The sequence below is a fragment of the Agromyces sp. NPDC058136 genome, assembly GCF_042884375.1.
Taxonomy (GTDB): Bacteria; Actinomycetota; Actinomycetes; order Actinomycetales; family Microbacteriaceae; genus Agromyces.
Genome location: NZ_JBHVUA010000005.1, coordinates 109,974 through 135,713, shown reverse-complemented (window position 1 = coordinate 135,713; position 25,740 = coordinate 109,974). Strand labels below are relative to the sequence as shown.

At 71.8% G+C, this 25,740-nt stretch carries 25 protein-coding genes; 9 read left to right on the top strand and 16 right to left on the bottom strand.

Translation table 11 applies throughout. The features are described from left to right. Positions 1-2: 2 nt before the first annotated feature. The 6 genes from ACFVTX_RS14760 to ACFVTX_RS14735 all read left to right on the top strand — a co-directional run bounded on the left by ACFVTX_RS14760 (position 3) and on the right by ACFVTX_RS14735 (position 5,552). Positions 3-947 carry an ABC transporter permease gene (locus tag ACFVTX_RS14760; protein ID WP_386901373.1) on the top strand — a complete coding sequence of 315 codons (945 nt, stop codon included), beginning with the start codon at positions 3-5 and terminating at the stop codon, positions 945-947. Further along, entirely contained in the window at positions 944-1,858 is a 915-nt protein-coding gene (locus ACFVTX_RS14755) for an ABC transporter permease (protein WP_386901371.1), read from the top strand. Before ACFVTX_RS14760 ends, ACFVTX_RS14755 begins: the two co-directional genes overlap by 4 nt. Beyond that, positions 1,843-2,862 (top strand): ABC transporter ATP-binding protein, encoded by a 1,020-nt coding sequence (locus tag ACFVTX_RS14750; protein ID WP_386901369.1) that lies wholly within the window; start codon positions 1,843-1,845, stop codon positions 2,860-2,862. The genes ACFVTX_RS14755 and ACFVTX_RS14750 overlap by 16 nt, the downstream gene beginning before the upstream one ends. Then, positions 2,859-3,674 carry an ATP-binding cassette domain-containing protein gene (locus tag ACFVTX_RS14745; protein ID WP_386901367.1) on the top strand — a complete coding sequence of 272 codons (816 nt, stop codon included), beginning with the start codon at positions 2,859-2,861 and terminating at the stop codon, positions 3,672-3,674. Before ACFVTX_RS14750 ends, ACFVTX_RS14745 begins: the two co-directional genes overlap by 4 nt. 24 nt (positions 3,675-3,698) lie before the next feature. Continuing rightward, positions 3,699-4,304 carry a TetR/AcrR family transcriptional regulator gene (locus ACFVTX_RS14740; RefSeq protein ID WP_386901365.1) on the top strand — a complete coding sequence of 202 codons (606 nt, stop codon included), beginning with the start codon at positions 3,699-3,701 and terminating at the stop codon, positions 4,302-4,304. 207 nt (positions 4,305-4,511) lie between these two features. Continuing rightward, on the top strand, positions 4,512-5,552 hold the full coding sequence (locus tag ACFVTX_RS14735; protein WP_386901363.1) for an agmatine/peptidylarginine deiminase: 1,041 nt from the start codon (positions 4,512-4,514) through the stop codon (positions 5,550-5,552). 74 nt (positions 5,553-5,626) lie between these two features. Here the strand turns inward: ACFVTX_RS14735 and rlmC are convergent, their stop codons facing one another. Continuing rightward, complete coding sequence (rlmC, locus tag ACFVTX_RS14730; protein ID WP_386901361.1) at positions 5,627-6,781, bottom strand: 23S rRNA (uracil(747)-C(5))-methyltransferase RlmC; 1,155 nt, start codon at positions 6,779-6,781, stop codon at positions 5,627-5,629. 140 nt (positions 6,782-6,921) lie between these two features. Here rlmC and ACFVTX_RS14725 point away from each other — a divergent pair, with 140 nt between their 5' ends. Beyond that, positions 6,922-8,595 (top strand): DHA2 family efflux MFS transporter permease subunit, encoded by a 1,674-nt coding sequence (locus tag ACFVTX_RS14725; protein WP_386901359.1) that lies wholly within the window; start codon positions 6,922-6,924, stop codon positions 8,593-8,595. Between the two features lie 54 nt (positions 8,596-8,649). On the opposite strand, the gene ACFVTX_RS14720 is transcribed toward ACFVTX_RS14725, so the two are convergent. Continuing rightward, entirely contained in the window at positions 8,650-9,330 is a 681-nt protein-coding gene (locus ACFVTX_RS14720; protein ID WP_386901357.1) for a flavin reductase family protein, read from the bottom strand. A 174-nt stretch (positions 9,331-9,504) separates the two neighbouring features. On the opposite strand from ACFVTX_RS14720, the gene ACFVTX_RS14715 reads away from it, so the two are divergent. Beyond that, a complete protein-coding gene (locus ACFVTX_RS14715) occupies positions 9,505-10,059 on the top strand; it encodes a DUF402 domain-containing protein (protein WP_386901356.1) in 555 nt (184 codons plus the stop codon). 43 nt (positions 10,060-10,102) lie between these two features. Here the strand turns inward: ACFVTX_RS14715 and ACFVTX_RS14710 are convergent, their stop codons facing one another. From ACFVTX_RS14710 to ACFVTX_RS14670, 9 genes are all read right to left on the bottom strand, one after another. Then, positions 10,103-10,798 carry a response regulator transcription factor gene (locus ACFVTX_RS14710; RefSeq protein ID WP_386901354.1) on the bottom strand — a complete coding sequence of 232 codons (696 nt, stop codon included), beginning with the start codon at positions 10,796-10,798 and terminating at the stop codon, positions 10,103-10,105. Further along, positions 10,795-13,278, bottom strand: a complete 2,484-nt coding sequence (locus ACFVTX_RS14705) for an ATP-binding protein (RefSeq protein WP_386901352.1) — start codon at positions 13,276-13,278, stop codon at positions 10,795-10,797. Before ACFVTX_RS14705 ends, ACFVTX_RS14710 begins: the two co-directional genes overlap by 4 nt. A gap of 91 nt (positions 13,279-13,369) precedes the next feature. Next, entirely contained in the window at positions 13,370-13,975 is a 606-nt protein-coding gene (gene kdpC / locus ACFVTX_RS14700) for a potassium-transporting ATPase subunit KdpC (protein WP_386901350.1), read from the bottom strand. Positions 13,976-14,044: 69 nt separating this feature from the next. Continuing rightward, positions 14,045-16,237, bottom strand: a complete 2,193-nt coding sequence (kdpB, locus tag ACFVTX_RS14695) for a potassium-transporting ATPase subunit KdpB (protein WP_386901348.1) — start codon at positions 16,235-16,237, stop codon at positions 14,045-14,047. Position 16,238: 1 nt separating this feature from the next. Further along, on the bottom strand, positions 16,239-17,912 hold the full coding sequence (gene kdpA / locus ACFVTX_RS14690) for a potassium-transporting ATPase subunit KdpA (RefSeq protein ID WP_386901346.1): 1,674 nt from the start codon (positions 17,910-17,912) through the stop codon (positions 16,239-16,241). A 17-nt stretch (positions 17,913-17,929) separates the two neighbouring features. After that, positions 17,930-18,019: a potassium-transporting ATPase subunit F gene (locus ACFVTX_RS14685; protein WP_022889412.1), complete on the bottom strand. Its 90-nt coding sequence runs from the start codon at positions 18,017-18,019 to the stop codon at positions 17,930-17,932. Positions 18,020-18,235: 216 nt separating this feature from the next. Beyond that, positions 18,236-18,589, bottom strand: coding sequence for a thioredoxin family protein (locus ACFVTX_RS14680; RefSeq protein ID WP_386901344.1), 354 nt, complete (start codon positions 18,587-18,589; stop codon positions 18,236-18,238). Continuing rightward, positions 18,586-19,257, bottom strand: a complete 672-nt coding sequence (locus ACFVTX_RS14675; RefSeq protein ID WP_386901342.1) for a cation transporter — start codon at positions 19,255-19,257, stop codon at positions 18,586-18,588. The genes ACFVTX_RS14680 and ACFVTX_RS14675 overlap by 4 nt, the downstream gene beginning before the upstream one ends. Next, the gene (locus ACFVTX_RS14670) at positions 19,254-19,607 is read right to left on the bottom strand and encodes an ArsR/SmtB family transcription factor (protein ID WP_386901340.1); all 354 of its coding nucleotides are present in this window, start codon (positions 19,605-19,607) and stop codon (positions 19,254-19,256) included. The genes ACFVTX_RS14675 and ACFVTX_RS14670 overlap by 4 nt, the downstream gene beginning before the upstream one ends. Before the next feature lie 141 nt (positions 19,608-19,748). Between ACFVTX_RS14670 and ACFVTX_RS14665 the strand changes: the two genes are divergently transcribed. Then, a complete protein-coding gene (locus ACFVTX_RS14665; protein WP_386901338.1) occupies positions 19,749-20,294 on the top strand; it encodes a DUF6611 family protein in 546 nt (181 codons plus the stop codon). On the opposite strand, the gene ACFVTX_RS14660 is transcribed toward ACFVTX_RS14665, so the two are convergent. The 5 genes from ACFVTX_RS14660 to ACFVTX_RS14640 all read right to left on the bottom strand — a co-directional run bounded on the left by ACFVTX_RS14660 (position 20,291) and on the right by ACFVTX_RS14640 (position 25,675). Beyond that, positions 20,291-20,767 carry a GbsR/MarR family transcriptional regulator gene (locus ACFVTX_RS14660; RefSeq protein ID WP_386901337.1) on the bottom strand — a complete coding sequence of 159 codons (477 nt, stop codon included), beginning with the start codon at positions 20,765-20,767 and terminating at the stop codon, positions 20,291-20,293. The genes ACFVTX_RS14665 and ACFVTX_RS14660 overlap by 4 nt on opposite strands. A gap of 28 nt (positions 20,768-20,795) precedes the next feature. Next, the gene (locus ACFVTX_RS14655) at positions 20,796-22,418 is read right to left on the bottom strand and encodes an ABC transporter permease (protein WP_386901335.1); all 1,623 of its coding nucleotides are present in this window, start codon (positions 22,416-22,418) and stop codon (positions 20,796-20,798) included. Then, entirely contained in the window at positions 22,415-23,371 is a 957-nt protein-coding gene (locus tag ACFVTX_RS14650) for an ATP-binding cassette domain-containing protein (RefSeq protein WP_386901333.1), read from the bottom strand. The genes ACFVTX_RS14655 and ACFVTX_RS14650 overlap by 4 nt, the downstream gene beginning before the upstream one ends. 200 nt (positions 23,372-23,571) lie before the next feature. After that, complete coding sequence (locus ACFVTX_RS14645) at positions 23,572-24,240, bottom strand: potassium channel family protein (protein ID WP_386901332.1); 669 nt, start codon at positions 24,238-24,240, stop codon at positions 23,572-23,574. After that, entirely contained in the window at positions 24,233-25,675 is a 1,443-nt protein-coding gene (locus ACFVTX_RS14640; RefSeq protein ID WP_386901330.1) for a TrkH family potassium uptake protein, read from the bottom strand. The genes ACFVTX_RS14645 and ACFVTX_RS14640 overlap by 8 nt, the downstream gene beginning before the upstream one ends. Positions 25,676-25,740 lie beyond the last annotated feature (65 nt).

The following is a 25,740-nucleotide window of genomic DNA, read 5'->3' as shown; positions in this document are numbered from 1 at the left end:
CCATGGGCCGCTATCTGTTCATCGCGAAGCGGCTGGTGTTCGCGATCCCGCTGCTCTTCGCGATCGTGCTGCTCGTCTTCCTCATCCTCAAGGTGACGCCGGGCGACCCCGCCCGGCTCATCGTGGGGCTCCGCGCCTCCGACGCCGAGCTCGCGCTCGTGCGCACGCAGCTCGGGCTCGACGACCCGGCGATCGTGCAGTATTTCCGCTACGTCGGCGAGGTGCTCACCGGCAACCTCGGCTACTCGTTCAAGTCGAACGAGCCGGTGTCGAGCCTCATCGCCGAGCGGCTGCCGGTCACGGTGTGGCTGCTCGGCGTCGGCACGCTGCTCTCGCTCGCGATCTCGGTGCCGCTCGCGATGTTCTCGGCGCGCCGCCCCGACCGCGCCTTCGACCACGCGACGCGCGCGTTCGGGCTCGTCGCCCTCTCGATGCCGTCGTTCTGGGTGGGCATCATCCTCATCCTCACGGTGGCGCTGCCGACGGGGTGGTTCCCGGTGGGCGGGTTCGGCGACACCCCGGCCGAGCATCTGCGGTCGATCGTGCTGCCCGCGCTCACGCTCGCCCTCTCGATCGCGCCCCTCCAGGTGCGGAGCCTCCGGGCGAGCATGATCACGGTGCTCGGCGCCGAGCACGTCACGACCGCGCGTTCGCTCGGCATCGGCCGTTCGCGCATCATGTCGCGCTTCGTGCTGCGGAACGCCGCGCCTCCGACGGTGTCGATCTTCGCGCTGAACCTCGGCTACCTGCTGTTCGGGGCCGTCGTCGTCGAGACGACGTTCGCCCTGCCCGGCATCGGCCAGGGCATCGTGCTCGCGGCCCGGCAGCGCGACATCCCCTCGATCCAGGGCTACACCCTGTTGTTCGCCGTCGCCGTGGTGCTCGTGTTCCTCATCGCCGACATCGTCACCTCGATGGCCGATCCTCGACTGGAGGTCGAATCATGAACGCCGGCCCAGTGACCACCGTCACCGCCGCGGCCGTCGGTGTGCTGCCCGAGCGTGCCGTGCCCGGCGCTGGGAACGGCTCAGGGAACGGAACAGGGAACGGCGCCGAGCGGGTTCGCCTGCCGCGCCGGGTCTGGGTCGGCACCGGCATCGTCACGGCCTACGTGCTCGTCGCGGTGCTCGCTCCGCTCATCGCGCCGTACGACCCGCTCGAGCAGGACATCGCGAACGCGCTCGCCGACCCGAGCCCGGCGCACTGGCTCGGCACCGACGAGCTCGGCCGCGACGTCGTCTCGCGACTCGTGTACGCCTCGCGCATCGACCTCCTCGTCGGGTTCCTCGGGGCGGCGCTGCCCGCGGTGCTCGGCACGGTGCTCGGTGCGATCGCGGGGTTCCGCGGCGGCTGGGTCGACGGCGTCATCATGCGCATCTCCGACGTGGTGCAGGCGTTCCCGACGTACATCCTCATCATCGCCCTCGTCTTCGTGCTCGGGCCGGGCGTGCCATCGATCCTCGTCGCGTTCACGCTCATCGCGTGGGTGGCGTACGCGAGGCTCATCCGCACCGAGGTGCTGCGCACGCGCGGCCTCGAGTACGTCTCGGCCGCCCGCGCCTCCGGCCTGTCGCCGCGGCGGGTGCTGTGGCGGCACGTGTTCCCGAACTCGGTGGGGCAGACGCTCGTCTACCTGCCGAGCGACATCGTCGGCGCGACCCTCGGCCTCGCTGCGCTGTCCTTCCTCGGCCTCGGCATCCAGGCGCCGACGCCCGAGTGGGGCGCGATGATCGCCGCCGGGCAGCCGTACATCCGCGAGCAGTGGTGGCTGTCGACGGTGCCGGGCCTGCTCGTCGTGGGTTTCGGCCTCGGCCTCAGCCTCATCGGAGAGGGGATCGAAGAATGGACCAGGAAGTGAGCCGCACCGTGCTCAGCGTGAGCGGGCTCCGCGTCGACCTCCCGGTCGGCGGCGGCACGATGCATCCCGTCGACGGCGTCTCGTTCGAGGTCGCCGCCGGTGAGTCGCTCGGCATCGTCGGTGAGTCGGGCTCGGGGAAGAGCCTCTCGTTGAAGGCCGTCCTCGGCCTCCTGCCCCCTGGGGCGACCGCCGCGGGAGACCTGCGCTTCGCGCTCGGCGGCGACGTCGTCCGCGACGCCGAGCGGGTGCGCGGGCACGGGGTCGCGATGGTGTTCCAGGAGCCGATGACGGCGCTCAACCCGACGATGCGGGTCGGCGACCTCATCGGCGAGGCGGTCAGGGCGAGGGGCCGGATGCCACGTCGCGAGGTGCGCGCACGGGTGCTCGAGCTCATGGCCGACGTCGGGATCCCCGAGCCCGCGCGGCGCGCCCGCATGTGGCCGCACGAACTCTCGGGAGGGCTGCGCCAGCGCGTCATGATCGCGGCCGCCCTCGCCACCGAACCCGAGCTGCTGCTCTGCGACGAGCCCACCACGGCGCTCGACGTGACGGTGCAGGCGCAGATCCTCGAGCTGCTGCGGCGCCTGCGCGAGGAGCGCGGCCTCGCCATGGTGTTCGTCTCGCACGACCTCGCGGTCGTCGCCGAGGTGTGCGACCGGGTCGCCGTGATGTACGCGGGGCGTCTCGTGGAGGTCGGCCCGGTCGATGACGTGCTGCGCTCGCCGAGGCATCCGTACACCGCGGCCCTGCTGGCCTCGGCGCCGTCGTTCGCCGGCGGTGGCGAGGCCCTCGCGACGATCCCGGGCTCGCCGCCCGACCCGCGGCGCTTCCCCGAGGGGTGCCGCTTCGCCGCCCGCTGCGCGTTCGCGCAGGACGACTGCCTGACCGCCGCCCACGTGCTCGTCGGCGTCGACGGACTGCGCGCCACGGCGTGCATCCACCCCGAGTCGCTGCCCGCGCCGCAGCCTCGGGTATCGCAGACCCGATTGGAGGTCGTCGCATGACCGCGCATCTCGAGGCCCGTGGACTCAGGGTGAGCTACCGCACCGGTTCGGCGTTCGCCGCGCGGTTGCAGGGGAGACCCGTGCCCGTGCTGCACGCCCTCGACGGGGTCGACCTCGTCGTCGAACGCGGCTCGGCGGTCGGCATCGTGGGGGAGTCGGGGTGCGGCAAATCGACCCTCGCCCGTGCGATCGTCGGGCTCGTCGAGCTCGACGCCGGCTCGATCGAGCTCGACGGAGCGCCGCTCGCGAAGCACCGCAGCAAGGCCGAGACGCGGCGCATCCAGATGGTCTTCCAAGACCCGAGCGCGTCGCTCAACCCGTCGATGACGATCGGGCAGACGCTCGGCGAACTGCTCAAGGTGCACCGCATGGTGCCCGCCGCCGAGGTGCCGCGCCGCTCGGCCGAGCTCCTCGAACTCGTCGAACTGCCGACCTCGCTCCTCGCCGCGTACCCGCGCCGGCTGTCGGGCGGGCAACGGCAGCGGGTGGGCATCGCGCGGGCGCTCGCCCTCGAACCCGAGATCCTCATCGCCGACGAGTCGGTCGCAGCCCTGGACGTCTCGGTGCAGGCCGCCATCCTCAACCTGCTCGAGCGGCTGCGCGCCGAGCTCGGCCTGACGCTGCTGTTCATCTCGCACGACCTCGCCGTCGTGCGGCACCTCACCGAGCGGGTCGTCGTGATGACGGGCGGCCGCATCGTCGAGGATCGCCCCACCGAGGAGCTGTTCCGCGACCCGCACCACCCGTACACGGCGACGCTGCTCGCGGCGGCGCCGCGCATGGGGGCGCTGGCTAGGATGGTGACGCGATGAGCGAGAGGGCGGCGGTGTGACGTGGTGACCGACCGGCGTGCCAAGGGCAGGGCCCGCGAAGAGCTCGTCGTCGAGGCGGCGGCGAAGGCGATCGCCGAACTGGGGCTCGCGAACGTGCGCGTCTCCGACATCGCCGAGCGCGCGGGCATGCGCCCGGGGCACATCACCTACTACTTCCCGTCGAAGACCGAGTTGCTGATGCTCGCGATCCGTCAGAGCGAGGAGTCGCTCGTCGAGCAGGCCGAGGCCGAGCTCGGCGGCATCGAGGAGCCGTGGGCGCGCCTCGAACGGCTGATCGAGCTGTCGGCGTCGAACGGTCGCGGCGACCCCGGCTGGATCCTCTGGTTCCAGGTGTGGTCCGACGCGGCGACCGACGACGTCGTCTCCGAGGTGCACAACGAGCTCGACGAGGGCTGGCGGCAGATCCTCCGCGACGTGCTCGAGTACGGGCGCGAGCGCGGCGCCTTCGCCTTCGACGACCTCGACGAGGTCGCGCAGATCCTCTCGGCCACGATCGACGGCTTGTCGATCCAGCTGACGGTCGGCGCGACGGGCGTCGACCACGAGCGGCTGCTCGCGCTCTGCCTGCAGAGCGCGGCGGCGTTCCTCGGGGAGCCCGCGCGCCGCTGACGCGCTCGCCCATGACCCGTTTCGGCGGGGATGCTTCGCGCTGCCCTGCGGCGTCCGCCGCGCCATCCGGGGGCGTTTCGCCGTGCCGTGAGCGTGTCGCGTGGCATCCCGCGCGCCCCGGCGGGCGCACTTGCCAGATTCTTTGTTCTCATCCAAAATAGTCGGATATCGCATTCCGCACCGACGCGTGATCACTGGAGGTCCGCCGTGACTCAGACGACTCCCACCCCGACCCGAACCGAGCCGACCCCGGCCGAGGCCGGCTACTCGATGCCCGCCGAATGGGGGCCGCACTCCGCGTGCGTGATGATCTGGCCCGCCCGCCGCGAACTCTGGCGCGACCGCTTCGAGGACGCCAAGCGCGACTACGCCGCCGTCGCCCGCGCGATCGCCGCGTTCGAGCCCGTCGTCATGCTCTGCAACCCCGGCCTCTCCGCCGAGGTTCGGAGCCTCTGCGGCTCGGGCGTCGAGCCGCTCGAGGTGCCCGTCGACGACTCCTGGGCGCGCGACAGCGGCCCCGCGTTCGTCACGAACGAGGCGGGCGGGCTCGCCGCCGTGAAGTTCCGCTTCAACGCGTGGGGCGAGCGCTGGCACCCGCACGACAGCGACCAGCTCGTGCCCGACCGCCTCGCCGCCCACTTCGGCGTGCCGCTGTTCACCGCGCCCTTCGTGCTCGAGGGCGGGGCGTTCTTCGTCGACGGCGAGGGGTCGCTCCTCACGACCGAGCAGTGCCTGCTCAACCCCAACCGCAACCCGCACCTCACGAAGGCCGAGATCGAACAGGGCCTGCGCGACTACCTCGGCGTCACGACCGTCACCTGGCTGCCCTTCGGCCACAGCCTCGACACCGGCCCCGCCGGCACCGACGGGCACGTCGACGGCGTCGCCCAGTACGTCGCCCCCGGGCGCGTGCTGCTCGAGGTGCCGACGGACCCCCGGTCGACCGAGTTCGAGCGGGCGCAGGCGAACCTCGCCCGTCTGCAGGCCTCACCCGACGCCGCAGGTCGCACGCTGCAGATCGATCGGCTCGACCCCGACCCCGACGTCGAGGTGTCGTACGCCAACCACTACCTCGCGAACGGCGCCGTCATCGTGCCCGTCGGTGGCGACGAGCGCGACGAGCGGGTCCTCGAGTTCCTCGCGGGCGTGCACCCCGACCGCGAGATCGTGGGCGTGCCCGGCGAGACCATCGCCTTCGGCGGCGGCGGACCGCACTGCATCACGCAGCAGGTGCCGGCGGGGGCGTAGCCGCGCCTCGTCGGTCGAGGAGGCGCGCCGGCGCCGTATCGAGGCCACCGCGGTCTCGATACGCTCCTTCGTCGCTACTCGACCGACAGCGTGCGCCGCTCGAGCAGCACCATCACCTCGAAGTGCGTCGTCTGCGGGAACATGTCGAACACGCGCGCCCGCACCGGCTTCAGCGACGGCATCGCCGCGAGATCCTTCGCGAGCGAGGCCGCGTTGCAGCTCGAGTAGAGCACGTGCGAGACCTCGGATGCCTCGAGCCAGCCGGCGAGCTCGGCGCCGATGCCGCGCCGGGGCGGGTTCACGATCACGAGATCGGGGGCCTCCCCGGCCGCGGCGCCGAGGGCGAAGGCCGTGGCATCGCCCGAGGCGAACCGCAGGTGCGAGAGCGCGGCATCCGACCGTGAGAGCTCGGCGCTCGCGACCGCCTCGACGCTCGTCTCGATGCCGGTGACCTCGGGCCCCGCGCCGTCGGCGTCGGCGAGGTGCAGGGCGAAGCCGCCGACGCCCGAGTAGAGGTCCCAGGCGGTGTCGGGTGCGAGGTCGCGGATCCAGTCGCGGGCCTCCGCGTAGAGGGCGGCGGCGATCTCGGTGTTCGTCTGGAAGAAGCTCTGCGGGCGCAGGTGCATCGTCACGTCGTTGAGGCGCATCGGCAGGGTCGCGGCCTCGGTCAGCACGATCTCGTGCTCGCCCTCGAGCACCGCCTTGTGCTCGGGCAGCACGTTCGCCGTCACGACGCGCGCGTGCGGCAGCTCGGCGAGGAGCGTCGGCAGGTGCTTGCGCAGGCGCGGCACCGGTTCGGTCGAGCGCAGCACGAAGCGGATCATGAGTTCGCCGTCGGGCGACTCGGTGACGATGAGGTGCTTGAGCTCGCCCGTGCGACGGCGTACGTCGTACGGAGTGAGGCCGGCGAGGGTGATGAACCGCGCCAGCACGGGGAAGGCGGCCCGATGCCCGGGCGAGCAGATGCCGCACGCCTCGAGGTCGACGCCGTGCCCGTCGGCGTCGAGGATGCCGATCGTCGGGGCATCCACCGTGCCGCCGACGACCATCTTCGCCTTGTTGCGGTAGCCGTCCTCGCGGCTCGCGACCGCGGGCATCCACACGGGCACGTCGAACGGGGCGAGCAGCGCCTCGGCGTGCGCCTGCTTGCCCGCGAGCTGCTCGGGGTACGGCCGACCCATGAGGGCGCACGAGGTGCAGCGCCCCGCGTCGAAGTACGCGCAGTCCACGGCTTCAAGCGTAGGCGGCTGCAGCCGATTCCGCCGTTCGATGGATTCGTCGTGACCACCTGCGCCAATATCGTTGGCAGGTGGGGCATCGCCGGCCGGCCGGGCAGGCAGGCAGGCTGGACCCGCGAAGGGGGAACGCGATGACGGAGACCGAAGCGGCGCAGGGCAAGACCGGCGCACGGCGCTGGGTGGGGCTCGGCGTCCTCGCCGCCGCCCTCTCGATGATCGTGCTCGACGGCACCATCGTCGGCGTCGCACTGCCGACCCTCATCACCGAACTCGACCTCGACTTCAGCGAGGCGCAGTGGGTCAACGGCATCTACTCGGTCGTGTTCGCGGCGCTGCTGCTCACGGCGGGCCGCCTCGGAGACCGGCTCGGGCGGCGCGGGGCGATGTTCGCGGGCATCGTCGTGTTCCTCGTCGGCAGCCTGTTCGCGGCGCTCGCCTCCAACGGCGACTCGCTCATCCTCGCCCGGCTCGTGCAGGGCATCGGCGGCGCGTTCATCCTCCCGGCGACCCTGTCGACCGTCAACGCGACCTTCCGCGGGCGCGACCGGGCCGTCGCATTCGGCGTCTGGGGCGCCGTCATCTCGGGCGTCGCGGCCCTCGGGCCGCTCCTCGGCGGCTGGCTCACCGAGTCGTTCGGCTGGCCGTGGATCTTCCTCGTGAACCTGCCGTTCGGCATCCTGATCATCGTCATGGCGATCTTCACCGTCGACGAGACCCGCGCGCACGTCACGAGCCCCGGTCTCGACATCGACGGGCTCCTGCTCTCCGCGATCGGTTTCGGCGCACTCGTGTTCGGCCTCATCGAGGGCGGTTCGCTCGGCTGGTGGGCACCCGAGCAGCCCTTCGAGATCTTCGGGTGGACGTGGCCGGCCGACTGGCCCGTCTCGCCCGTGCCGATCGCGCTCGCCGTCGGCGTCGTCTCGCTCACCCTCTTCGTGCTGTGGGAGCGGCACCGCGCCCGCAACGGTCGCTCCGCGATCCTCGACGTGCGCCTCTTCTCCGTGCCGACGTTCACCTGGGGCAACCTCGTCGCCCTCTGCGTCGCCGTCGGCGAGTTCGGCATCCTGTTCGTGCTGCCGCTGTTCATCGTCAACGCGCTCGGCCTCTCGACCCTCACCGCGGGCTTCGTGCTCGCCGCGATGGGGCTCGGCGCCTTCGTGTCCGGCGCCTCCGCGCGGCACCTCTCCGAGCGGTTCGGCGCGCCGAACGTCGTGCTCCTCGGCCTCGCGATCGAGTTCGCCGGCGCCGTGATCGCCGCCCTCCTGCTCGGCCCCGAGATGTCGGGCTGGTGGCTCGCCGCGGTGCTCGCGCTGTATGGGCTCGGGCTCGGGCTCGCCTCGGCGCAGCTCACCGGGACCGTCCTCGCCGACATCCCGCCCGAGCAGTCCGGGCAGGGGTCGGCGACGCAGAGCACCGTGCGGCAGGTGGGCTCGGCCCTCGGCACCGCGATCATCGGCGCGGTGCTCGCCGCGGGGCTCGCCGTCGCGCTGCCCGCGCAGCTCGACGGGCAGCAGGGCCTGCCCGCGGCCGCCGAGCAGCAGGTGATCGACGCGACCGAGCAGTCGGCGGGCGCGAACATCCCCGCGCTGCGCGCGCAGGGCACCGAGGGGCAGCTGGGCGAGCAGGGTCCGGCGGTCGCCGACGCGCTGTCGCTCGGGCTCGCGGATGCCTCGCGCTGGGCGCTCCTCGCCGCGTCCGGGTTCCTCCTGCTCGGCGCGGGATTCGCCGTGCAGCTGCGGGCGCGCTCGCGGGGCGTGCGCGGCGCGGCGGCCGCTCCCGACGTCGACGCGCCCGATCGGGCCTGACCGACTGACCGTGCCCGAAAGGGCCTGACCATTCCCGTCTCCAGCGGCGGCGCCTCAGCCGCGGTACCACTCCTCGTCGATGCTCGCGAGGCGCGAGGGCATGGCCTCGTCGCCGAGCCCGAAGAAGCGCTGGAAGTTCATGATGAGCGGGCGCCAGCGCGTCGGGTCGATGCGGTCGGAGTGGCCCGCCATGCGCAGCGCGTCGACCACGTGCACGCGGGTGATGCCCAGTTCGACCGCGAGGAGGCTCGCCTCTGCCGCCGACGGCGCCCCGCCCATCGGATGGATCGCGACCACGCGGCCCTCCAGGTGCACCGGGAACTCGGCCACACGCGGAGGCGCGACCGTCTCGGCGGGCAGGGGTCGGAGGCCGGCCGCGGCGAACTTGTCGCGCACGTGCCGGTAGCCCGCCCCAGCCTTGCGCTCGGGCACCGGGTCGCGGCCGGTCGTGAGGGCGAGCCGGTCGACGGCGTCGACGTGGTCGACCGAAGGCAGGTTGATCACGGCCTCGCCGCTGGACATGAGGTTGCGGCCGGTCTGGCTGCGGGCGGCGACGCCGAGCATCGCGGTCTGGCCGAGCCACCACACCGAGGAGTTCGGGGCGAGGTTCGGGTGCCCCGAATCGTCGACCGTCGACAGCAGCGAAACCTGGGTGCCGAAGTAGAGGATCGCGGGTGAGATCGGCGTGTGCCGGGTGCCGCGCGTGTGCGCGTCGAGCGAGGTCAGAGTTCCCACGTGGGTCGCCTTCCTGGTCTGGGGCTTCCAGCCTCGCCGGGAGCCCGGTGCGCCTCCGGCGGATTCCGGACATCGCGTACGGCGCATCCGCGTGCATCCTCGGTGCATCCCCGAGGCATCCCCGGGCGGGACCGTGCAGGCCGGCCGGCAGGCGCCCCGGACTACGGTGGTCGGATGAGCGACCTCCCGACCCGCCGCATCCTCCCGGGCGAGCCCGTTCGAATGCGCGCCCTCAAGTGGGGCGAGTCGCCGCACTGGGCGTTCGACGGCCGTTGGCTGGGCGCCGACGAGCACGGCGACTGGATCGGCTTCCCGCCGGGCACGCGCTTCGCACGGCCGGGCAACGAGTTCACGGCCGACTGGCCGTCGCTCACGCTCGTCGGCCCGTCGGGATGGCTGCCGGCATTCAACCTCGGGCATCCGCGCGGGCTCGGCATCTACGTCGACCTCGCAACCGTGCCCGAATGGCGGGCGGATGCCTCGGGCTGGACGGTCTCGTACGTCGACCTCGATCTCGACGTCATCGCGCGCGACGGCGTGCCGGCGTTCATCGACGACGAGGACGAGTTCGCCGCGCACGCCGTGGCCTTCTCGTACCCCGCAGAGCTCGTCGCACGCGTGCGCGCCGACGCCGAGGCGGTGCTCGCCGCGGTGCGGCAGGGGCGGGCCCCGTTCGACGGCACGACCGCGGCGCACTGGTTCGAGCAGCTCGCCGCGCTCGACGCCTGAAGCCGAGCCCGGCCAGCCCGTCGGCGCTGCGCGCCGCCGCCGGTCACGGTTCGAAGCGGTAGCCCATGCCCGGTTCGTTGACGAAGTGGCGGGGCTCTGCGGGCACCGGCTCGAGCTTGCGCCGCAGCTGCGCGACGTAGAGCCGCAGGTAGCCGGCGTCGTTCGCGTGGAACGGCCCCCACACCTCGCTCAGCAGCATCTCGCGGGTGAGGAGGCGCCCCGGGTGCTTGAGGAAGAGCTCGAGCAGTCGCCACTCGGTCGGGGTCAGGCGAACGGATGCCTCGCGGCCGCCGCCCGCCGACGCGACGGGTCGCACGACGCGCGCGGCGAGGTCGACCTCGAGCTCCCCGATGCGATGCACGGCCGCCGTGTCCTCGTCGCCGGCCGGACGGCGCGAGCGGGCCCGGATGCGGGCGAGCAGCTCGTCCATCGCGAAGGGCTTCGTGACGTAGTCGTCGGCGCCGGCGTCGAGCGCCTCGACCTTCTCGGCCGAGTCGGTGCGGCCCGAGAGCACGAGGATCGGCACGCTCGACCAGGCCCGGACCGCCCGGATCACGTCGAGGCCGTCGACCTTCGGCATGCCGAGATCGAGCAGCACGAGGTCGGGGTGGGCGCTCGCCGCGAGGTCGATCGCCTCGGCGCCGTCGTGCGCCGACACGACCTCGTAGCCGCGCGCGCCCAGGGTGATGCGCAACGCGCGCTGCAGCTGGCTGTCGTCGTCGGCGAGCAGGATCCTCATCGCGCCTCCTCGGCGGCCGGCAGGGTGACGACCATCGTGAGGCCGCCACCGGGGGTGTCGTCGACTTCCAGTGTGCCGTCCATCCCCTCGACGAACCCCTTCGAGAGGGCGAGGCCGAGCCCGAGGCCGGTGTCGTTGTCGGTGTCGCCGAGCCGCTGGAACGGGGTGAACACCTCGTCGCGTCGTTCGGCCGGGATGCCGGGTCCCCGGTCGACGACGCGGAGTTCGACGCGCCCCTGGAACGTCGAGGCGGCGAGTCGCACGCGCTCGCCGTCGGGCGTGTGACGCACCGCGTTCGCGAGCAGGTTCACCACGACCCGCTGCAGCAACACCGCATCCGCGAGCACCGGCCGCAGCTCGTCGGCGAGGTCGAGCTCGATCTCACCCGGTCCAAGGCCGAGCTCGTCGAGGGCGGGGAACACGACATCGGCGACCTCGGTCGCCGCGAGCGTGACCGCGAGCGCCCCCGCCTGCACACGGCTGACGTCGAGCAGGTTCGTGACGAGTTCGGCGAGCGAGTCGAGGCTCTCTGCGGCGGTGGCGAGCAGCTCCTCGCGTTCGCCGGCAGGCAGCTCGAGATCGGGGGAGCGCAGCGCGCTCACGGCGGCCGACGCCGAGGTGAGCGGGCGGCGCAGGTCGTGGCCGACGGCGGCGAGCAGCGCCGAGCGCACCCGGTCGGTCTCGGCGAGGCCCACTGCGGCTTCGGCCGCGCGGGCGAGCGCACCGTGCTCGATGGCCTGGTCGAGCTGCGTCGCGATGACCTGCAGCAGGCGGCGTTCGGATGCCTCGAGGTCGGCCCCGTGCAGCTCGAGCACACCGTGCGCACCGATCGGCACCTCGGTCACCCGGTCGTCGCGCGCCGGTTCGCCGTCGGCGACCCGGGTTTCGCCGTCGACGAGGAGGCGCACCCCGGTGAGCCCGAAGGCCTCGCGGGTGCGGGTCACCATGGCCTGCAGCGCATCCTCGCCGCGCAGCACGCTGCCGGCGAGGGTCGCGAGCAGCTGCGACTCCGCGGCCGCACGCCGGGCCTCGCGGGTGCGGCGAGCGGCCTGGTCGACGACGTAGGCCACGAGCAGCGCGTTGGCCACGTAGAAGACGAGCGCGAGCAGCTGGCGGGCGTCGGCGATCGTGAGCGTGTACAGCGGTTCGACGAAGAGGAAGTTGAGGGTGAGCCCCGACAGCACCGCCGCGAACAGGCCCGGCCAGATGCCGCCGATGAGCGTCACGACGATGACGAGGAGCTGGTAGGCGAGCACGTCGCTGGTGATCGAGGTCTCGGTGTGGAACCGCGTGAGCAGCCAGCTGAGCGCCGGGCCGGCGACGAGCGCCAGGGCGAACGCCCAGACGAGGCGCTTGCGGCTCAGCGCGCCGCCCGGCCGGGGCAGCGAGAACCCCGAACCCGCAGCCGCGTGCGTCACGATGTGCACGTCGATGTCGCCGGACTCGCGGATGACCGTCGCCCCGATCCCGGGACCCGAGAAGGCCGCCGCGAGACGGGAGCGGCGGCTCACGCCGATGACCAGCTGCGTGGCATCCGCCGCCTTCGCGAACTCGACGAGCGCCCGCGGCACGTCTTCGCCGACGACCTGGTGGAAGGTGCCGCCGAGCTGCTCGACGAGGGTGCGCTGCCGGTCGAGCGCACCGGGATGCCGCGCCCGCATCCCGTCGGGATTCGTGACGTGCACCGCGATGAGCTCGCCCCCGGAGGCGCGCGCGGCGATGCGGGCGCCACGACGCAGCAGGGTCTCGCCCTCGGGGCCGCCGGTGAGGGCGACGACGACGCGCTCGCGCGCCTCCCACTTGCGGTCGATGCCGTGCTCGGCGCGGTACTTCTTGAGCGCCTGGTCGACCTCGTCGGCGAGCCAGAGCAGTGCGAGCTCGCGAAGCGCGGTCAGATTGCCGAGGCGGAAGTAGTTGGAGAGCGCCGCGTCGATGCGTTCGGCGGGGTAGACGAGCCCGCCCGCGAGCCGATCGCGCAGCGCCTGCGGGGCGAGGTCGACGACCTCGATCTGGTCGGCGGCGCGCAGGACCCGGTCGGGGATCGTCTCGCGCTGCTCGGCACCGGTGATCTGCAGCACGACGTCGCCGAGCGACTCGATGTGCTGCGTGTTGACGGTGGAGATGACGTCGATGCCGGCCGCGAGCAGCTCCTCGACGTCCTGCCAGCGCTTCGCGTGCCGCGAGCCGGGCGCGTTCGTGTGCGCGAGCTCGTCGACGAGCGCGATCTCGGGTTTGCGGGCGAGCACCGCGTCGAGGTCCATCTCGTCGATCGTCATCCCGCGGTGCACGACTGCACGGCGGGGGACGATCTCGAGACCGAGCGTCATCGCGGCGGTCGCTCGTCGCCCATGCGTCTCGACGAAGCCGACGACGACGTCGCGGCCCTCGCCGACGAGCCGTTTGCCCTCCTCGAGCATCGTGTAGGTCTTGCCGACTCCGGGGGCAGCGCCGAGCAGCACCCGCAACCGTCCGCGTCTCATCTCGTCAGTCTCCCATCTCACGCCGACGCACCGGGGTGCCCGACCTCGCGAGAAGTCGGGCACCCCGGCGCATCCCGGTGCTCCTTCTCGCTCAGAGTTCGGCGAGGGCCAGGTTCAGGCGGAGGACGTTGACCGTCTCCTCGCCGAGGTACCCGAGGTCGCGACCCTGCACGAACGATTGGACGAGCTCGGCGACCTCTGCCTCGGGGAGGCCTCGCTCTGCGGCGACGCGCGCCACCTGCAGCCGGGCGTAGTCAGGGCTGATGTGCGGGTCGAGTCCCGAAGCCGAGGCGGTCACCGCGTCGGCGGGCACCTCGTGGGCGGCGGCGCCGTCGGCTTCGGCGATGGCCGCGTGGCGCTCGTCGATCGCCGCGATGAGGTCGGCGTTCTCGGGGCCCTGGTTGCTGCCGCTCGAGGCGCCGCCGTCGTAGCCGTCGCCGGCCGCCGACGGCCGGGGCTGGAACCACTCGGGGAGCGCGTTGCCGTCGGCGTCGGAGAAGGACTGGCCGATCAGGGCCGAGCCGACGACCTCGCCTTCGGCATCGCGCACCGTCGAGCCGTTCGCCTGCGCCGGCGCGGCGAGCTGGCCGATGCCGGTGATGACGAGCGTGTAGGCCACCCCGAGCACCAGGGTGAAGAGGAGCATCGCGCGGACTGCGACCCAGTGGGTGCGCACCGTCGTACGAGTCGTGCTCATGGTGATGTGTTTCCTTTCGAATCAGCTGGTTGAGGAGCGCCCGACGAAGGAGGACGCGTCTCGAAACCCCTAGAACCCGGGGATGAGGCTGACGACGAGGTCGATCAGCTTGATGCCGATGAAGGGCGCGATGATGCCGCCGAGGCCGTAGACCAGCAGGTTTCGGCTGAGGATCGACGACGCACCGCCGGCCTTGTACTTCACGCCGCGGAGCGCGAGCGGGATCAGGACGACGATGATGATCGCGTTGAAGATGATCGCCGACATGATCGCCGAGGCCGGCGAGTGCAGCTGCATGATGTTCAGCACCGCCAGCCCCGGGAAGATCCCCGCGAACATCGCCGGGATGATCGCGAAGTACTTCGCGATGTCGTTCGCGATCGAGAACGTCGTGAGCGCGCCGCGCGTGATGAGCAGCTGCTTGCCGATGCGCACGATCTCGATGAGCTTCGTCGGATCGCTGTCGAGGTCGACCATGTTGCCGGCCTCCTTCGCGGCCGACGTGCCCGTGTTCATCGCGACGCCGACGTCGGCCTGCGCGAGCGCGGGGGCGTCGTTCGTGCCGTCGCCCGTCATGGCGACGAGGTTGCCGCCCGCCTGCTCGCGCTTGATGAGCGCCATCTTGTCTTCGGGGGTGGCCTCGGCGAGGTAGTCGTCGACGCCGGCCTCGGCCGCGATGGCCTTCGCCGTGAGCGGGTTGTCGCCCGTGATCATCACGGTGCGGATGCCCATGGCGCGCAGCTCGGCGAACCGCTCGGTGAGGCCGTCCTTGACGACGTCCTTCAGGTGGACGACGCCGAGCAGGCACGCCTCGCCCGCAGCGTCCTTCGACGCCACGACGAGGGGCGTGCCGCCGCCGGTCGAGATCGCCTCGACGCGCTCCTCGAGCTCGGCGAGCGTCGACGAGGGGATGCGGCCGGAGGCCTCGACCCAGGCGATGACCGCCGAGGCGGCGCCCTTGCGGATGCTCGACCCGTCGGGCAGGTCGAGCCCCGACATCCGGGTCTGCGCGGTGAACGGCACGATCTCGCCGGCCGGCGCCTCGTCGAAACGGATGCCGCGGGTGCCCGCCAGCTCGACGATCGAAGCACCCTCGGGCGTCGGGTCGGCGAGCGAGGCACGAGCCGCGGCGCGCACGAGCTCGTGCTCGGCGACGCCCGGCATCGGCACGAACTCGCTCGCGCGGCGGTTGCCGTACGTGATCGTGCCCGTCTTGTCGAGGAGCAGCGTGGTGACGTCGCCGGCCGCCTCGACCGCACGGCCCGACATCGCGAGCACGTTGCGCTGCACGAGCCGGTCCATGCCGGCGATACCGATCGCCGAGAGCAGCGCGCCGATCGTCGTCGGGATGAGGCAGACGAGCAGCGCGACGAGCACCGGGATCGACGCGGGCGTCGCCGCGTACGACGCGATCGGGTTCAGCGTGAGGGCGACCACGACGAAGACGATCGAGAGGCTCGCGAGCAGGATGTTGAGCGCGATCTCGTTCGGCGTCTTCTGGCGGGACGCGCCCTCGACGAGCGCGATCATGCGGTCGACGAAGGTCTCGCCCGGCTTCGAGGTGATGCGCACCACGATGCGGTCGGAGAGCACCCGGGTGCCGCCGGTGACCGCCGAGCGATCGCCGCCCGACTCGCGCACGACCGGGGCCGACTCGCCCGTGATCGCCGACTCGTCGACGGAGGCGATGCCCTGGACGATGTCGCCGTCGCCCGGGATCAGCTGGCCCGCGGTCACGACGACGAGGTCGCCGAGCTTCAGCTCGGCCGAGGACAGCTCGGTGAGCGGCGTGCGCTCCGCGAGGGCGTCCGACACCTCGTCGTAGTTCACGACGAGGTGCGCGACCGTCGAGCTGCGGGTCTGGCGCAGGGTGTCGGCCTGCGCCTTGCCGCGGCCCTCGGCGACCGACTCGGCGAGGTTCGCGAAGAGCACGGTCAGCCAGAGCCAGACCGCGATGCCCCAGGTGAAGCTCACCGGGACGTCGGTGCCGCCGGAGGTGCCGGGCCCGCCGAGGAACGGCTCGGCGACCGCGAGCACCGTCGTGAGCGCGGCGCCGACCTCGACGATGAACATGACGGGGTTGCGCCACATCTGCCTGGGGTCGAGCTTGCGGAACGCGCCGGGCACCGCCTGGACGAGCTGCGCAGGCCCGAAGGCGCTCGCCGAGCGCTTGGTGCCGCCCGACTTCGACGAGCCCGGGTGGGGATCCCGCGGCGCGGGCGCCGTGGCATCCGGCTCGTGTGTTGCTGTGGTGATCGACATGTCAGTTCAACCCTTCGGCCAACGGGCCAAGCGTGAGGACGGGGAAGTAGGTGAGCGCGGTCACGATGACCGTGACCCCCACGAGGAGGCCGACGAACTGCGGCCGGTGGGTGGGCAGGGTGCCGGCGGTCGACGGGACCTTGTCCTGCGCGGCGAGGCTGCCGGCGAGCGCGAGGACGAGGGCGATCGGGATGAACCGGCCGAGCAGCATCGCGACGCCGAGCGCCGTGTTGAACCACGGGGTGTTCGCCGTGAGTCCGGCGAACGCCGAGCCGTTGTTGTTCGACGCGCTCGTGAACGCGTAGAGCACTTCGCTCATGCCGTGGATGCCGGGGTTCCAGATCGAGGTCGTCGTGACGTCTTCGCGGACGCCGGGGATCGCGAAGCTCAGCGCGGTTCCCGCGAGCACGAGCGTCGGCGTGACGAGAATGTAGAGGCTCGCGAGCTTGATCTCGCGCGGCCCGATCTTCTTGCCGAGGTACTCGGGCGTGCGGCCGACGAGCAGGCCCGCGATGAACACCGCGATGACCGCGAGCACGAGCATGCCGTAGAGACCCGAGCCGACGCCGCCGGGAGCGACCTCGCCGAGCATCATGTTGAGCATCGGCATCATGCCGCCGAGCGCGGTGTACGAGTCGTGCATCGAGTTGACCGCACCCGTGGAGGTGAGCGTCGACGTCGTCCCGAACAGGGCGGACCCGAAGATGCCGAAGCGCTGCTCCTTGCCCTCCATCGCGCCGCCCGCGAGCTCGGGCGCGGTGCCGTTGCCGGCGGCCTCAAGCGCGCTGAGCGCCGTGAGCGAGATCACGTAGAGCGTCGCCATGACGGCGAGGATGGCGTAGCCCTGCTTGTTCGAGCCGACCATCTTGCCGAAGGTGCGGGGGAGCGCGAACGGGATGGCGAGCATGAGCACGTTCTGGAAGAGGTTCGTCCAGGCGGTCGGGTTCTCGAACGGGTGGGCCGAGTTCGCGTTGAAGAACCCGCCGCCGTTCGTGCCGAGCAGCTTGATGACCTCCTGCGAGGCGACCGGGCCGCCGGGCAGGTTCTGCGTGTTGCCCGCGAGCGTCGTCACCTCGGTGAACCCGTTGAAGTTCTGCACCACGCCGCCGATGACGAGCACGATCGCGCCGATCACCGACAGGGGGAGCAGCAGCCGGAACGAGCCGCGGAACAGGTCGACCCAGAAGTTGCCGATCGTCGACGAACCGCGGCGTGCGAAGCCGCGCACGAGGGTGATGGCGACGGCGATGCCGACGGCGGCCGACACGAAGTTCTGCACGGCGAGGCCGGCGAGCTGCACCGTGTAGCCCACCGTGAGCTCGGGGGAGTACGACTGCCAGTTCGTGTTCGCGACGAAGGACGCGGCCGTGTTGAACGACAGCCCCTCCGGCACGGCCGGCAGTCCGAGCGAGTACGGCAGCACCGCCTGGGCGCGCTGCAGCACGTACACGAACAGCACGCCGACGACCGAGAACGCGAGCACCCCGCGCAGGTACGCGGGCCACGACTGCTCGGCGCGCGGGTCGACGCCGATGAGCCGGTAGAGCCCCCGCTCGAGCCTCCAGTCGCGCTCGCTCGAGTAGAGGCGCGCCATGTAGTCGCCGAGGGGGCGGTACAGCAGCGCGAGGATCAGGGCGAGGGTGGCCGCCTGCATGACGGCGAACAGCGGTTCCATTCCAGCGGTCCCGGCCATCAGAAGCGCTCGGGTTTCACGAGGGCGACCACCAGGTACACCACTGCGGCGACACCCAACGCGGCGGCGAGGAGTTCGAAGAAGATCACAGCTTCTCGACCCCTCTCGCGATGAGGCCGACGAGTACGAACACGGCGATGATGCCGATGACGTAGACGAGGTCGAGCACGGGGACTCCAGGGATTCGGAGGCCGTCGACGCGGGCGCGGCGGCGGGCAGCGGCTCGCTGCGTCTCCGATGCAACACCCGCCGGGATGCCACGTGGCCGATCCTCACGGACCCCTAACGCCCGCCCCGCGGCATCCTCACGGCGCCCTCATCCGGCCGCGTATGCCGCCGTGTGACAGCTCAGGGCGCCGCGCGCGGAGCGCCTCGCCGATCTGCTCGACCGTCGGCGAACCGCGCAGCCCCTCGGGCGTCGGGTAGAGCCGGCACGACAGCTCGGTCACGCGTTCGGTGCTCGCGAAGGCGTCGGCGCCGTCGATGAGGATCGTCGGCGACCCCGCGAAGCCCGACTCCCCGGCTTCGGCGGCGGTGGCGACGACGCGGTGCCGCACGACGACGTCGCGGAGGCCGAGCGCGTCGAGTGCTCGGCGGGTGCGCTCGTCGGCGACCCGCCAGCCCGGGCAGCCCGCGATGTAGAGGAGCTCGACGTTCATCGGTCGTGGTCGTGGTCGTGGTCCTCGGGTTCTTCGAGGAGCATCCCGATGGGCGTGGCGCAGGTGTCGCCCTTCCATGCCTCGAGCCCCTCGCGCACGGCGAAGACGGCGATGACGAGCGCCGCGATCGAGTCGGCCCAGGCCCACCCGAGGAGCGAGTTCAGCACGAGCCCGACGAGCACGGCCGCCGAGAGGTACGTGCAGATGAGCGTCTGCTTGCTGTCGGCGACGGCGGTCGCCGAACCGAGTTCGCGGCCCGTGCGGCGCTCGGCGAACGAGAGGAAGGGCATGATGACGACGCTCAGCGCGGTGATCACGAGCCCGAGGGTCGAGTGCTCGGCCTCGGGCAGCACGCCGGCGAGGCTGAGGATCGCGTTGATGCTCACGTACGCGGCGAGGGCGAAGAACGCGAACGCGATCACCCGCAGCACGGGCTGCTCGTACCTCTCGGGCTCGCGCCGGGTGAACTGCCACGCGACGGCCGCCGCCGAGAGCACCTCGACGAGGGAGTCGAGGCCGAACCCGAGGAGCGCGACCGAGGAGGCCGCGGCGCCCGCGGCGATCGACACGCCCGCCTCGATGAGGTTGTAGCCGATGGTGATGCCGACGATGAGGCGGATCCGGCGGTGCAGCACCGCGCGGCGGTCGTCGGTCAGCGAGGTCGTCATGCGGATGCCTCGCAGCAGCCCGGCACGGGACACGACGGGTCGAGGCATCCGGCCGATTCGTCGACCGCGAGCGTGACGCTGACGAGCTTCTCGAGTGCGGCCGTCAGGTGCGGGTCGGCGATCTCGTAGCGGTTCTGCCGGCCTTCGGGCTCGGCGACGACGATGCCGCAGTCGCGGAGGCACGCGAGGTGGTTCGAGACGTTCTGCCGCGTCAGCTCCAGCGACTCGGCGAGCGCGGCCGGGTAGGCGGGGCCGTCGAGCAGCGAGAGGAGGATGCGCGAGCGGGAGGGGTCGGCCATTGCGCGACCGAGCCGGTGCATGACGTCGAGTCGGGAGGCGGAGGTGAGCACGATACAACGATACAGCGGTTGCTGTATCAATTGCAGTCCCGGGGGGCATGACATGAGGAACGCGTATGGATTCGGACGCCGGTCGTCTGGAGACGGTGAGACCCGACGCGTGGAGTTTCCGTCCGGCGTAGAACCGGATCCATGACACAGACCGTCCTGATCCCGAACCTGCAGGCCGCGTGCCGGCGCGAATGGTGCGCGCTGCGCGACGGGCGACATCGCTGGGGGACCACCTCGGCCGTCGTCGGCCGGTACGGCGTCGTCGTGCGCACCGTCGCGATCTACCCGCCGGGCTCCTCGACGCACGAACGGCGGTGGCTTCGCGCATGGCGCTCGGCTCCGATGTTCTCGGTGGTGCTCTTCTGGATGGGGCTCGCCGGGTTCAGCACCGCCATGCCGATCGGCGCCGCGTTCGCGGCGACGCTCGGGCTGATCGCCGTGCTGTTCGTCGGGCTCGGATTCCGCGCTCGCCGGATCCGTCGGGGCGTCGTGGAGCTCGCGACCGAACTGCCTCCCGGCAGTGTCGACGAGCAGCTGCTCGCCCGCCGTGCCGCGGTCAACCGCCTCGCCGCGACGATGAACACCGCCGAGACCCAGCTTGCGCAGGGCCGCATCGACGAGCTCGAGTTCCAGCACCGCTGGCACCTCGCCCACGACGAGGCGATCCGCCGCCTCGGGATCGGCTAGCCGCCGCCCCCGGCCCGCAGCGCCTCCCATTCGGCGAGGAGCTCGGGCATCTTGCCCTCGATGAAGCGGAAGAACGCGACCATCTCACCCGTGCGCCGCGCACCCGCCGACGAAGGGTCGCCGAGCGCGTCGATCGCCTGCGCCGCGGTCTCGGCGAAGGTGCCGTAGACCGAGTTCTTGCCCGCGAGCGCGGTGTACCAGGCGTCGTCGAAGATCTCCCAGCGCTCGCGCCGGCTGCCGGGATGCGGCATCCGATGGATGATGCCGAGCGTGCGCAGGTAGCGCACCGCGCCCGAGATCGCCGCGGCGCTCACCCCGAGCGACTCGCCGAGCTCGGCGGCGGTGAGTCCGCCGTCGTCGGCGACGAGGAGCGCCATCAGCACGCGCGCCGGCATCTTCGGGAAACCGGCGGCGGTGAGCACGGCGGCCGATTGCTCGACCGCCGTGCGCAGTGCCTGCTCGTCGCGTGCCATCCGTCGATTCTCTCAGTCGTCGCCCGGCTCAGCCGCCCGCCGCCAGCTCGCGGCGGCGCATCGACACGACGGCCACAGCAGCGGCGCCGAGTCCGATCGCGATCATCCAGAGGCCGCCCGACCAGTCGACGTCGTCGCCCGTCGGAACGGGGGAGTGCGTGAACGGCGAGAGGTCGAGCATCCAGTCGGGCGCGCCGAGCAGCGGCCCGAAGGTGCCGAGGATGGCGGCGACGCCGACGACCGTCCAGCCGAGCGGGATCGTCCACCGCGGCAGGTAGGCGAACACGACGAGCGTCAGCCCGAGGAAGACGAGCGAGACGGGCAGCTGGGCGAGCGCGGCCTGCGAGATGAGCGGCACGAGCTCGTCGGCGTGTGCCGACGAAGCGGCGCCCGCGAGACCCGCGAGGAGGGCCGCGCCGAGCACGACCACGATCACGATGACGCCGACGAACCAGTACTCGAGCAGCCAGCGCGTGCGCGACACCGGAGTCGCCAGCACGACCTCGGCGGTGCCGTGCGCCTCTTCCTGCCGCGCCCGGATGCCGACCTGCACCGCGCAGCACGCGGCGAGCACGCCGATGATGCCGTAGAACGTCGCGATGAACGCCTGCTCGAGGGTGGCGCCGCCGCCGAGCGCGGCCTGCAGCGTCTCCGCGACCTGCGGGGCGTCGCCTCCGATCTGCTCGACGAGGTCCGAGAGCGAGCTCGCGAGAAGTCCGGCGACGGCGCCGCCGACCGCCCAGGCGATCAGCGTCGACACGTTGAGCCGCCACGCGAGGCCGAACGAGGTCGACAGCGCCGGGCCGGCCGCGGCCCGCCCCTTGCGGCCGGGCAGCAGGCTCGCGCCCTGGTCGCGCACCGACTGCAGCGCGAACACGATCGCGACGACCGCCGCCGAGACGGCGAGGGAGAGCCAGAGCGGGGTGAGCGTCGGGTCGCCGAACGGGCTCATCGCCTGCCCCCAGCCGATCGGCGAGAGCCAGCTCACCCAGGACGGAGTGACGTGCAGCAGGTCGGACGAGGGCGTGCCCGTGGCATCCCCGATGCCTCGGAGGAGGTAGGCGCCGATGACCACCGCGACTCCGGCGCCGTTCGCACCGCGTGAGGTTCGGAACAGCTGCGCTGCGAACAACCCGATCGCGACGAACGCGATGCCGCTCGCGGCGATCGCGACTCCGGTCAGCCAGGAGCCGGTCGGGTCGAGCCCGCCGGCGAGGAATCCGAGCGCGACGAGCGCGCCGAGCCCGAGGTTGGCGAGCACGCCGTGCACGAGGGTCGCGACGGTCGGTGCGACGCGCCCCGCGGGCGTGGCCGCCACGAGCTCGGCGCGGCCCTGCTCCTCTTCGGCGCGCGTGTGCCGGGTCACGAGGAAGGTGCTCATGAGTCCGCCCATGAGCGCCAGCCAGGCGAACAGGGCGAAGAAGGTGACGGCGCCGAGGTCGGTGCCGTCGGGCGTTCCGCGGAACACGAGGATCGTGCGCGTCGCGGTCGCGAGCTGCAGCAGTTGGGCGCGGTCGGCCTCGGCGCCGTAGGTGTCGGCGACCGCGGCGGTCGAGGAGTAGGCGAGGAGCCCGGTGCCGACGAGCCACAGGGCGAGCTGCCAGCGGTCGCGGCGCAGCCGCTGCCCGAGCAGCGTGCCGAAGGTGCTCATGCCCGTGCCTCCTCCGAGACCTCTGCTGCTCGCGCGCTGAGCTCGTCGCCGTAGTGGCGGAGGAAGAGCTCCTCGAGCGACGGCGGCGAGACGGTGAGGCCGCGCACGTCGAGGCGCGCGAGGTCGGGCAGCACGGATGCCACGCGCTCGCTGTCGACGGTGAAGCTCACTCGTCCGTGGTCGATGATGAGGTCGTGCGCGTCGGGGATGCCGTCGACCTCGGCAGCGAGCGCGGTCGGGTCGATGCCGTCGGTGGCGAACGCGATCTCGGTGCGGGTGAGGTGGCGGAGCTCGGCGAGCGTGCCCGACTCGACGGTCTTCCCCGAGCGGATGATGCTCACCCGGTCGCAGAGCTCCTCGACCTCGGAGAGGATGTGGCTCGAGAGCAGCACGGTCGCGCCCTCGGCCGAGACGCGGGCGATCTCGCGGTTGAAGACCTGCTCCATGAGCGGGTCGAGGCCGCTCGTGGGCTCGTCGAGCACGTAGAGCTCGGCGGGCGTCGCGAAGGCGGCGATGAGGGCGACCTTCTGCCGGTTGCCCTTCGAGTAGGCGCGGCCCTTCTTGCGCGGGTCGAAGTCGAACACCTCGAGCAGGCGCTGCTTGCGGGCGGCGTAGGCGGCCTTGTCGTGCGCGCCGCCGCGGAGGCGCGCGAGCAGGTCGATCGCCTCGCCGCCGGTGAGGTTCGGCCAGAGGCTGACGTCGCCGGGCACGTAGGCGACCCGGCGGTGGAGCTCGCCCGCGTGCTTCCACGGGTCCTGCCCGAAGAGCGCGGCGGAGCCGCCGGAGGCGCGGGCCAGGCCGAGCAGGATGCGGATGGTGGTGGACTTGCCCGCGCCGTTCGGGCCGAGGAACCCGTGCACCTCGCCGGCCTCGACCTGGAGGTCGAGCCCGTCGAGCGCGACGGTGCGGCCGAAGCGCTTCTCGAGGCCGCTGGCGCTGATCACTGTGGTCATGAGCGCGATGCTACGCCGGATTCACAAATTTGTGAATCTTCCTAACGGAATCCATACGGCCTTCCCGTTAGTTGAGGAGCGCGCGACGAAGGAGCACGCGTCTCGAAACCGCGTGAGCCGGGCTCGAGAGCGGCCCGTGAGGTTTCGAGACGCGTCGCCGCTGCGCGTCGGCGCTCCTCAACCAGCGGGCGATCGAGCGCCTACTCGAGCGCCGCGAACTTCTCGATGTCGCCCTCGGTGCCCGACACGATGATGAGGTCGTGGTTCGACACGACCGTGTTCTCGGTCGCATAGGTGAAGGGCTTGCCCGGGCTCTTCACGCCGACCACCGTCACGCGGTGCTTCGAGCGCACGCCCGACTCGGTGAGGTTCTTGCCGCGGATCGGCTTCGGCGGGTACATCTTCACGAGCGCGAAATCGTCGTCGAACTCGATGAAGTCGAGCATGCGCCCCGACACCAGGTGCGCGGTGCGCTCACCGGCCTCGCGTTCGGGGTAGATGACGTGGTTCGCACCGATGCGCTGCAGGATCTTGCCGTGCGACGCCGAGATCGCCTTCGCCCAGATCTGCGGGATCTTGAGGTCGACGAGGTTCGCCGTGATGAGCACGGATGCCTCGATCGACGATCCCACGGCGCAGACGGCGATCGAGAAGTCCTGCGCGCCGATCTGCTTGAGCGCGTCGATCGACTTCGCGTCGGCGACCACCGCGTGGGTGACCCGCTCCGACCACTTCTGCACGAGGCTCTCGTCGGTGTCGACGGCGAGCACCTCGCGGCCGAGGCGGTCGAGCTGGCCCGCGGTGGCGGCGCCGAACCGGCCGAGGCCGATCACGAGCACCGGGGCGTCGTGCCTGATCTTGTCAACCAACGATGGGCCTCTCTTCCGGTCGTTTGAACAGCTGGCGGCGTTGGCTCGCCGCCAGCGCGGCGGCGAGGGTCACGGTGCCGACGCGGCCCATGAACATGGTCGCGGCCATGACGTAGACGCCCTCGGGCGGCAGTTCGGCGGTGAGCCCCGTCGAGAGCCCGCAGGTCGCGAACGCCGAGATGACGTCGAACAGCACGTTCTCGAAGGGCGCCTTGGTGATCTGCAGGATGGCGATCGAGGCGCCCGCGACGATCGTCGAGCCCCAGAGCACGACGCTCACCGACAGGCGCAGCATGTCGCGCGGGATGCGGCGGCCGAACGCCTCCATCGAGGGGGCGCCGCGCGCCTCGGCGAATGCGGCGAGGAACAGCACGGCGAGCGTCGTCACCTTGATGCCGCCCGCGGTCGACGCGGAGCCGCCGCCGATGAACATGAGCATGCTGCTGACGAGCTGGCTCGAACCGTAGAGGTCGTGCATGTCGATCGTCGCGAAGCCGCCGGACCGGGTCATCGCCGACATGAAGAACGACTGGAATATCGTCGGCCCTGCGTCGAGGTGGCCGTAGGTCTTGGGGTTCGCGTGCTCGAGGAGCAGGAACATCGCCGCGCCCGCGACGAAGAGGATCACCGTCGTCGTGAGCGTCAACTTCACGTGCACGCTCCACTTCCGCGGCTGCCGCCAGGCGCGGGAGAGCGCGAAGATCACCGGGAAGCCGAGGCTGCCGAGGAACACGCCGATCATGAGCAGCGACTGCATCCAGTAGTCGTGCTCGAAGGGGAGGAGCCCGCCGGGGTTCGGCGAGAAGCCGGTGTTCGTGAACGCCATCGCCGAGTAGTAGAGGCTGTACCAGATCGAGTGCCCGACGTCGTAGCCGGCCGCGAGCATGCTCGGCATCAGGCCGATCGCGATCGCGGCCTCGATGACCAACGCGCTGATGGCGACGGTGAACAGCAGCCCGCCGACCTCGCCGAGGCGGACGGCCTGGCGTTCGGCGACGGGCCCGACGTGGATGCGCGACGGGTTCGTGTCGCTCGCGGCCATGAGCTTCGCGCGGAGCCCCAGCCGGCGCGAGATCACGAAGCCGAGGGTCGTCGCGAGGGTCAGCACGCCGACGCCGCCGATGTTGACGCCCAGGTAGACGAGTCCGTGGCCGAACGGCGACCAGTACGTCGCCATGTCGACCGTGGCGAGGCCGGTGACGCAGATCACCGAGACGGCGGTGAAGAGCGCGTCGTGGAGCGGGGTGATGCGGCCGTCGGCGCTGGCGATCGGCAGCGAGAAGAGCAGCGTGAACAGCATGATGAGGGCGGCGAACACGAGGATCGCGAACCGCGACGGCGAGCTCTTGACGAGCGCGTCCACGGCATCACGGAGCCGCCCGAGCCAGGACCGCCGATCGACTCGACCGAGGCGGGCCACCCGCTGTGCGCGCATCGACCCCCCTCATGTGCCGTCACCGGACGCGTGAGTCATGGTACTCCCCGCCGCGAATGACTACC

What these genes read in the sequence shown, in the direction of transcription:
- ACFVTX_RS14760 (WP_386901373.1), top strand. Translation starts at nt 3, where the DNA reads ATGGGCCGCTATCTGTTCATCGCGAAGCGGCTGGTGTTCGCGATCCCG.
- ACFVTX_RS14755 (WP_386901371.1), top strand. Translation starts at nt 944, where the DNA reads ATGAACGCCGGCCCAGTGACCACCGTCACCGCCGCGGCCGTCGGTGTG.
- ACFVTX_RS14750 (WP_386901369.1), top strand. Translation starts at nt 1,843, where the DNA reads ATGGACCAGGAAGTGAGCCGCACCGTGCTCAGCGTGAGCGGGCTCCGC.
- ACFVTX_RS14745 (WP_386901367.1), top strand. Translation starts at nt 2,859, where the DNA reads ATGACCGCGCATCTCGAGGCCCGTGGACTCAGGGTGAGCTACCGCACC.
- ACFVTX_RS14725 (WP_386901359.1), top strand. Translation starts at nt 6,922, where the DNA reads ATGACGGAGACCGAAGCGGCGCAGGGCAAGACCGGCGCACGGCGCTGG.
- ACFVTX_RS14715 (WP_386901356.1), top strand. Translation starts at nt 9,505, where the DNA reads ATGAGCGACCTCCCGACCCGCCGCATCCTCCCGGGCGAGCCCGTTCGA.
- ACFVTX_RS14710 (WP_386901354.1), bottom strand. Translation starts at nt 10,798, where the DNA reads ATGAGGATCCTGCTCGCCGACGACGACAGCCAGCTGCAGCGCGCGTTG.
- ACFVTX_RS14705 (WP_386901352.1), bottom strand. Translation starts at nt 13,278, where the DNA reads ATGAGACGCGGACGGTTGCGGGTGCTGCTCGGCGCTGCCCCCGGAGTC.
- kdpC (WP_386901350.1), bottom strand. Translation starts at nt 13,975, where the DNA reads ATGAGCACGACTCGTACGACGGTGCGCACCCACTGGGTCGCAGTCCGC.
- kdpB (WP_386901348.1), bottom strand. Translation starts at nt 16,237, where the DNA reads ATGTCGATCACCACAGCAACACACGAGCCGGATGCCACGGCGCCCGCG.
- kdpA (WP_386901346.1), bottom strand. Translation starts at nt 17,912, where the DNA reads ATGGAACCGCTGTTCGCCGTCATGCAGGCGGCCACCCTCGCCCTGATC.
- ACFVTX_RS14680 (WP_386901344.1), bottom strand. Translation starts at nt 18,589, where the DNA reads ATGAACGTCGAGCTCCTCTACATCGCGGGCTGCCCGGGCTGGCGGGTC.
- ACFVTX_RS14675 (WP_386901342.1), bottom strand. Translation starts at nt 19,257, where the DNA reads ATGACGACCTCGCTGACCGACGACCGCCGCGCGGTGCTGCACCGCCGG.
- ACFVTX_RS14665 (WP_386901338.1), top strand. Translation starts at nt 19,749, where the DNA reads ATGACACAGACCGTCCTGATCCCGAACCTGCAGGCCGCGTGCCGGCGC.
- ACFVTX_RS14660 (WP_386901337.1), bottom strand. Translation starts at nt 20,767, where the DNA reads ATGGCACGCGACGAGCAGGCACTGCGCACGGCGGTCGAGCAATCGGCC.
- ACFVTX_RS14655 (WP_386901335.1), bottom strand. Translation starts at nt 22,418, where the DNA reads ATGAGCACCTTCGGCACGCTGCTCGGGCAGCGGCTGCGCCGCGACCGC.
- ACFVTX_RS14650 (WP_386901333.1), bottom strand. Translation starts at nt 23,371, where the DNA reads ATGACCACAGTGATCAGCGCCAGCGGCCTCGAGAAGCGCTTCGGCCGC.
- ACFVTX_RS14640 (WP_386901330.1), bottom strand. Translation starts at nt 25,675, where the DNA reads ATGCGCGCACAGCGGGTGGCCCGCCTCGGTCGAGTCGATCGGCGGTCC.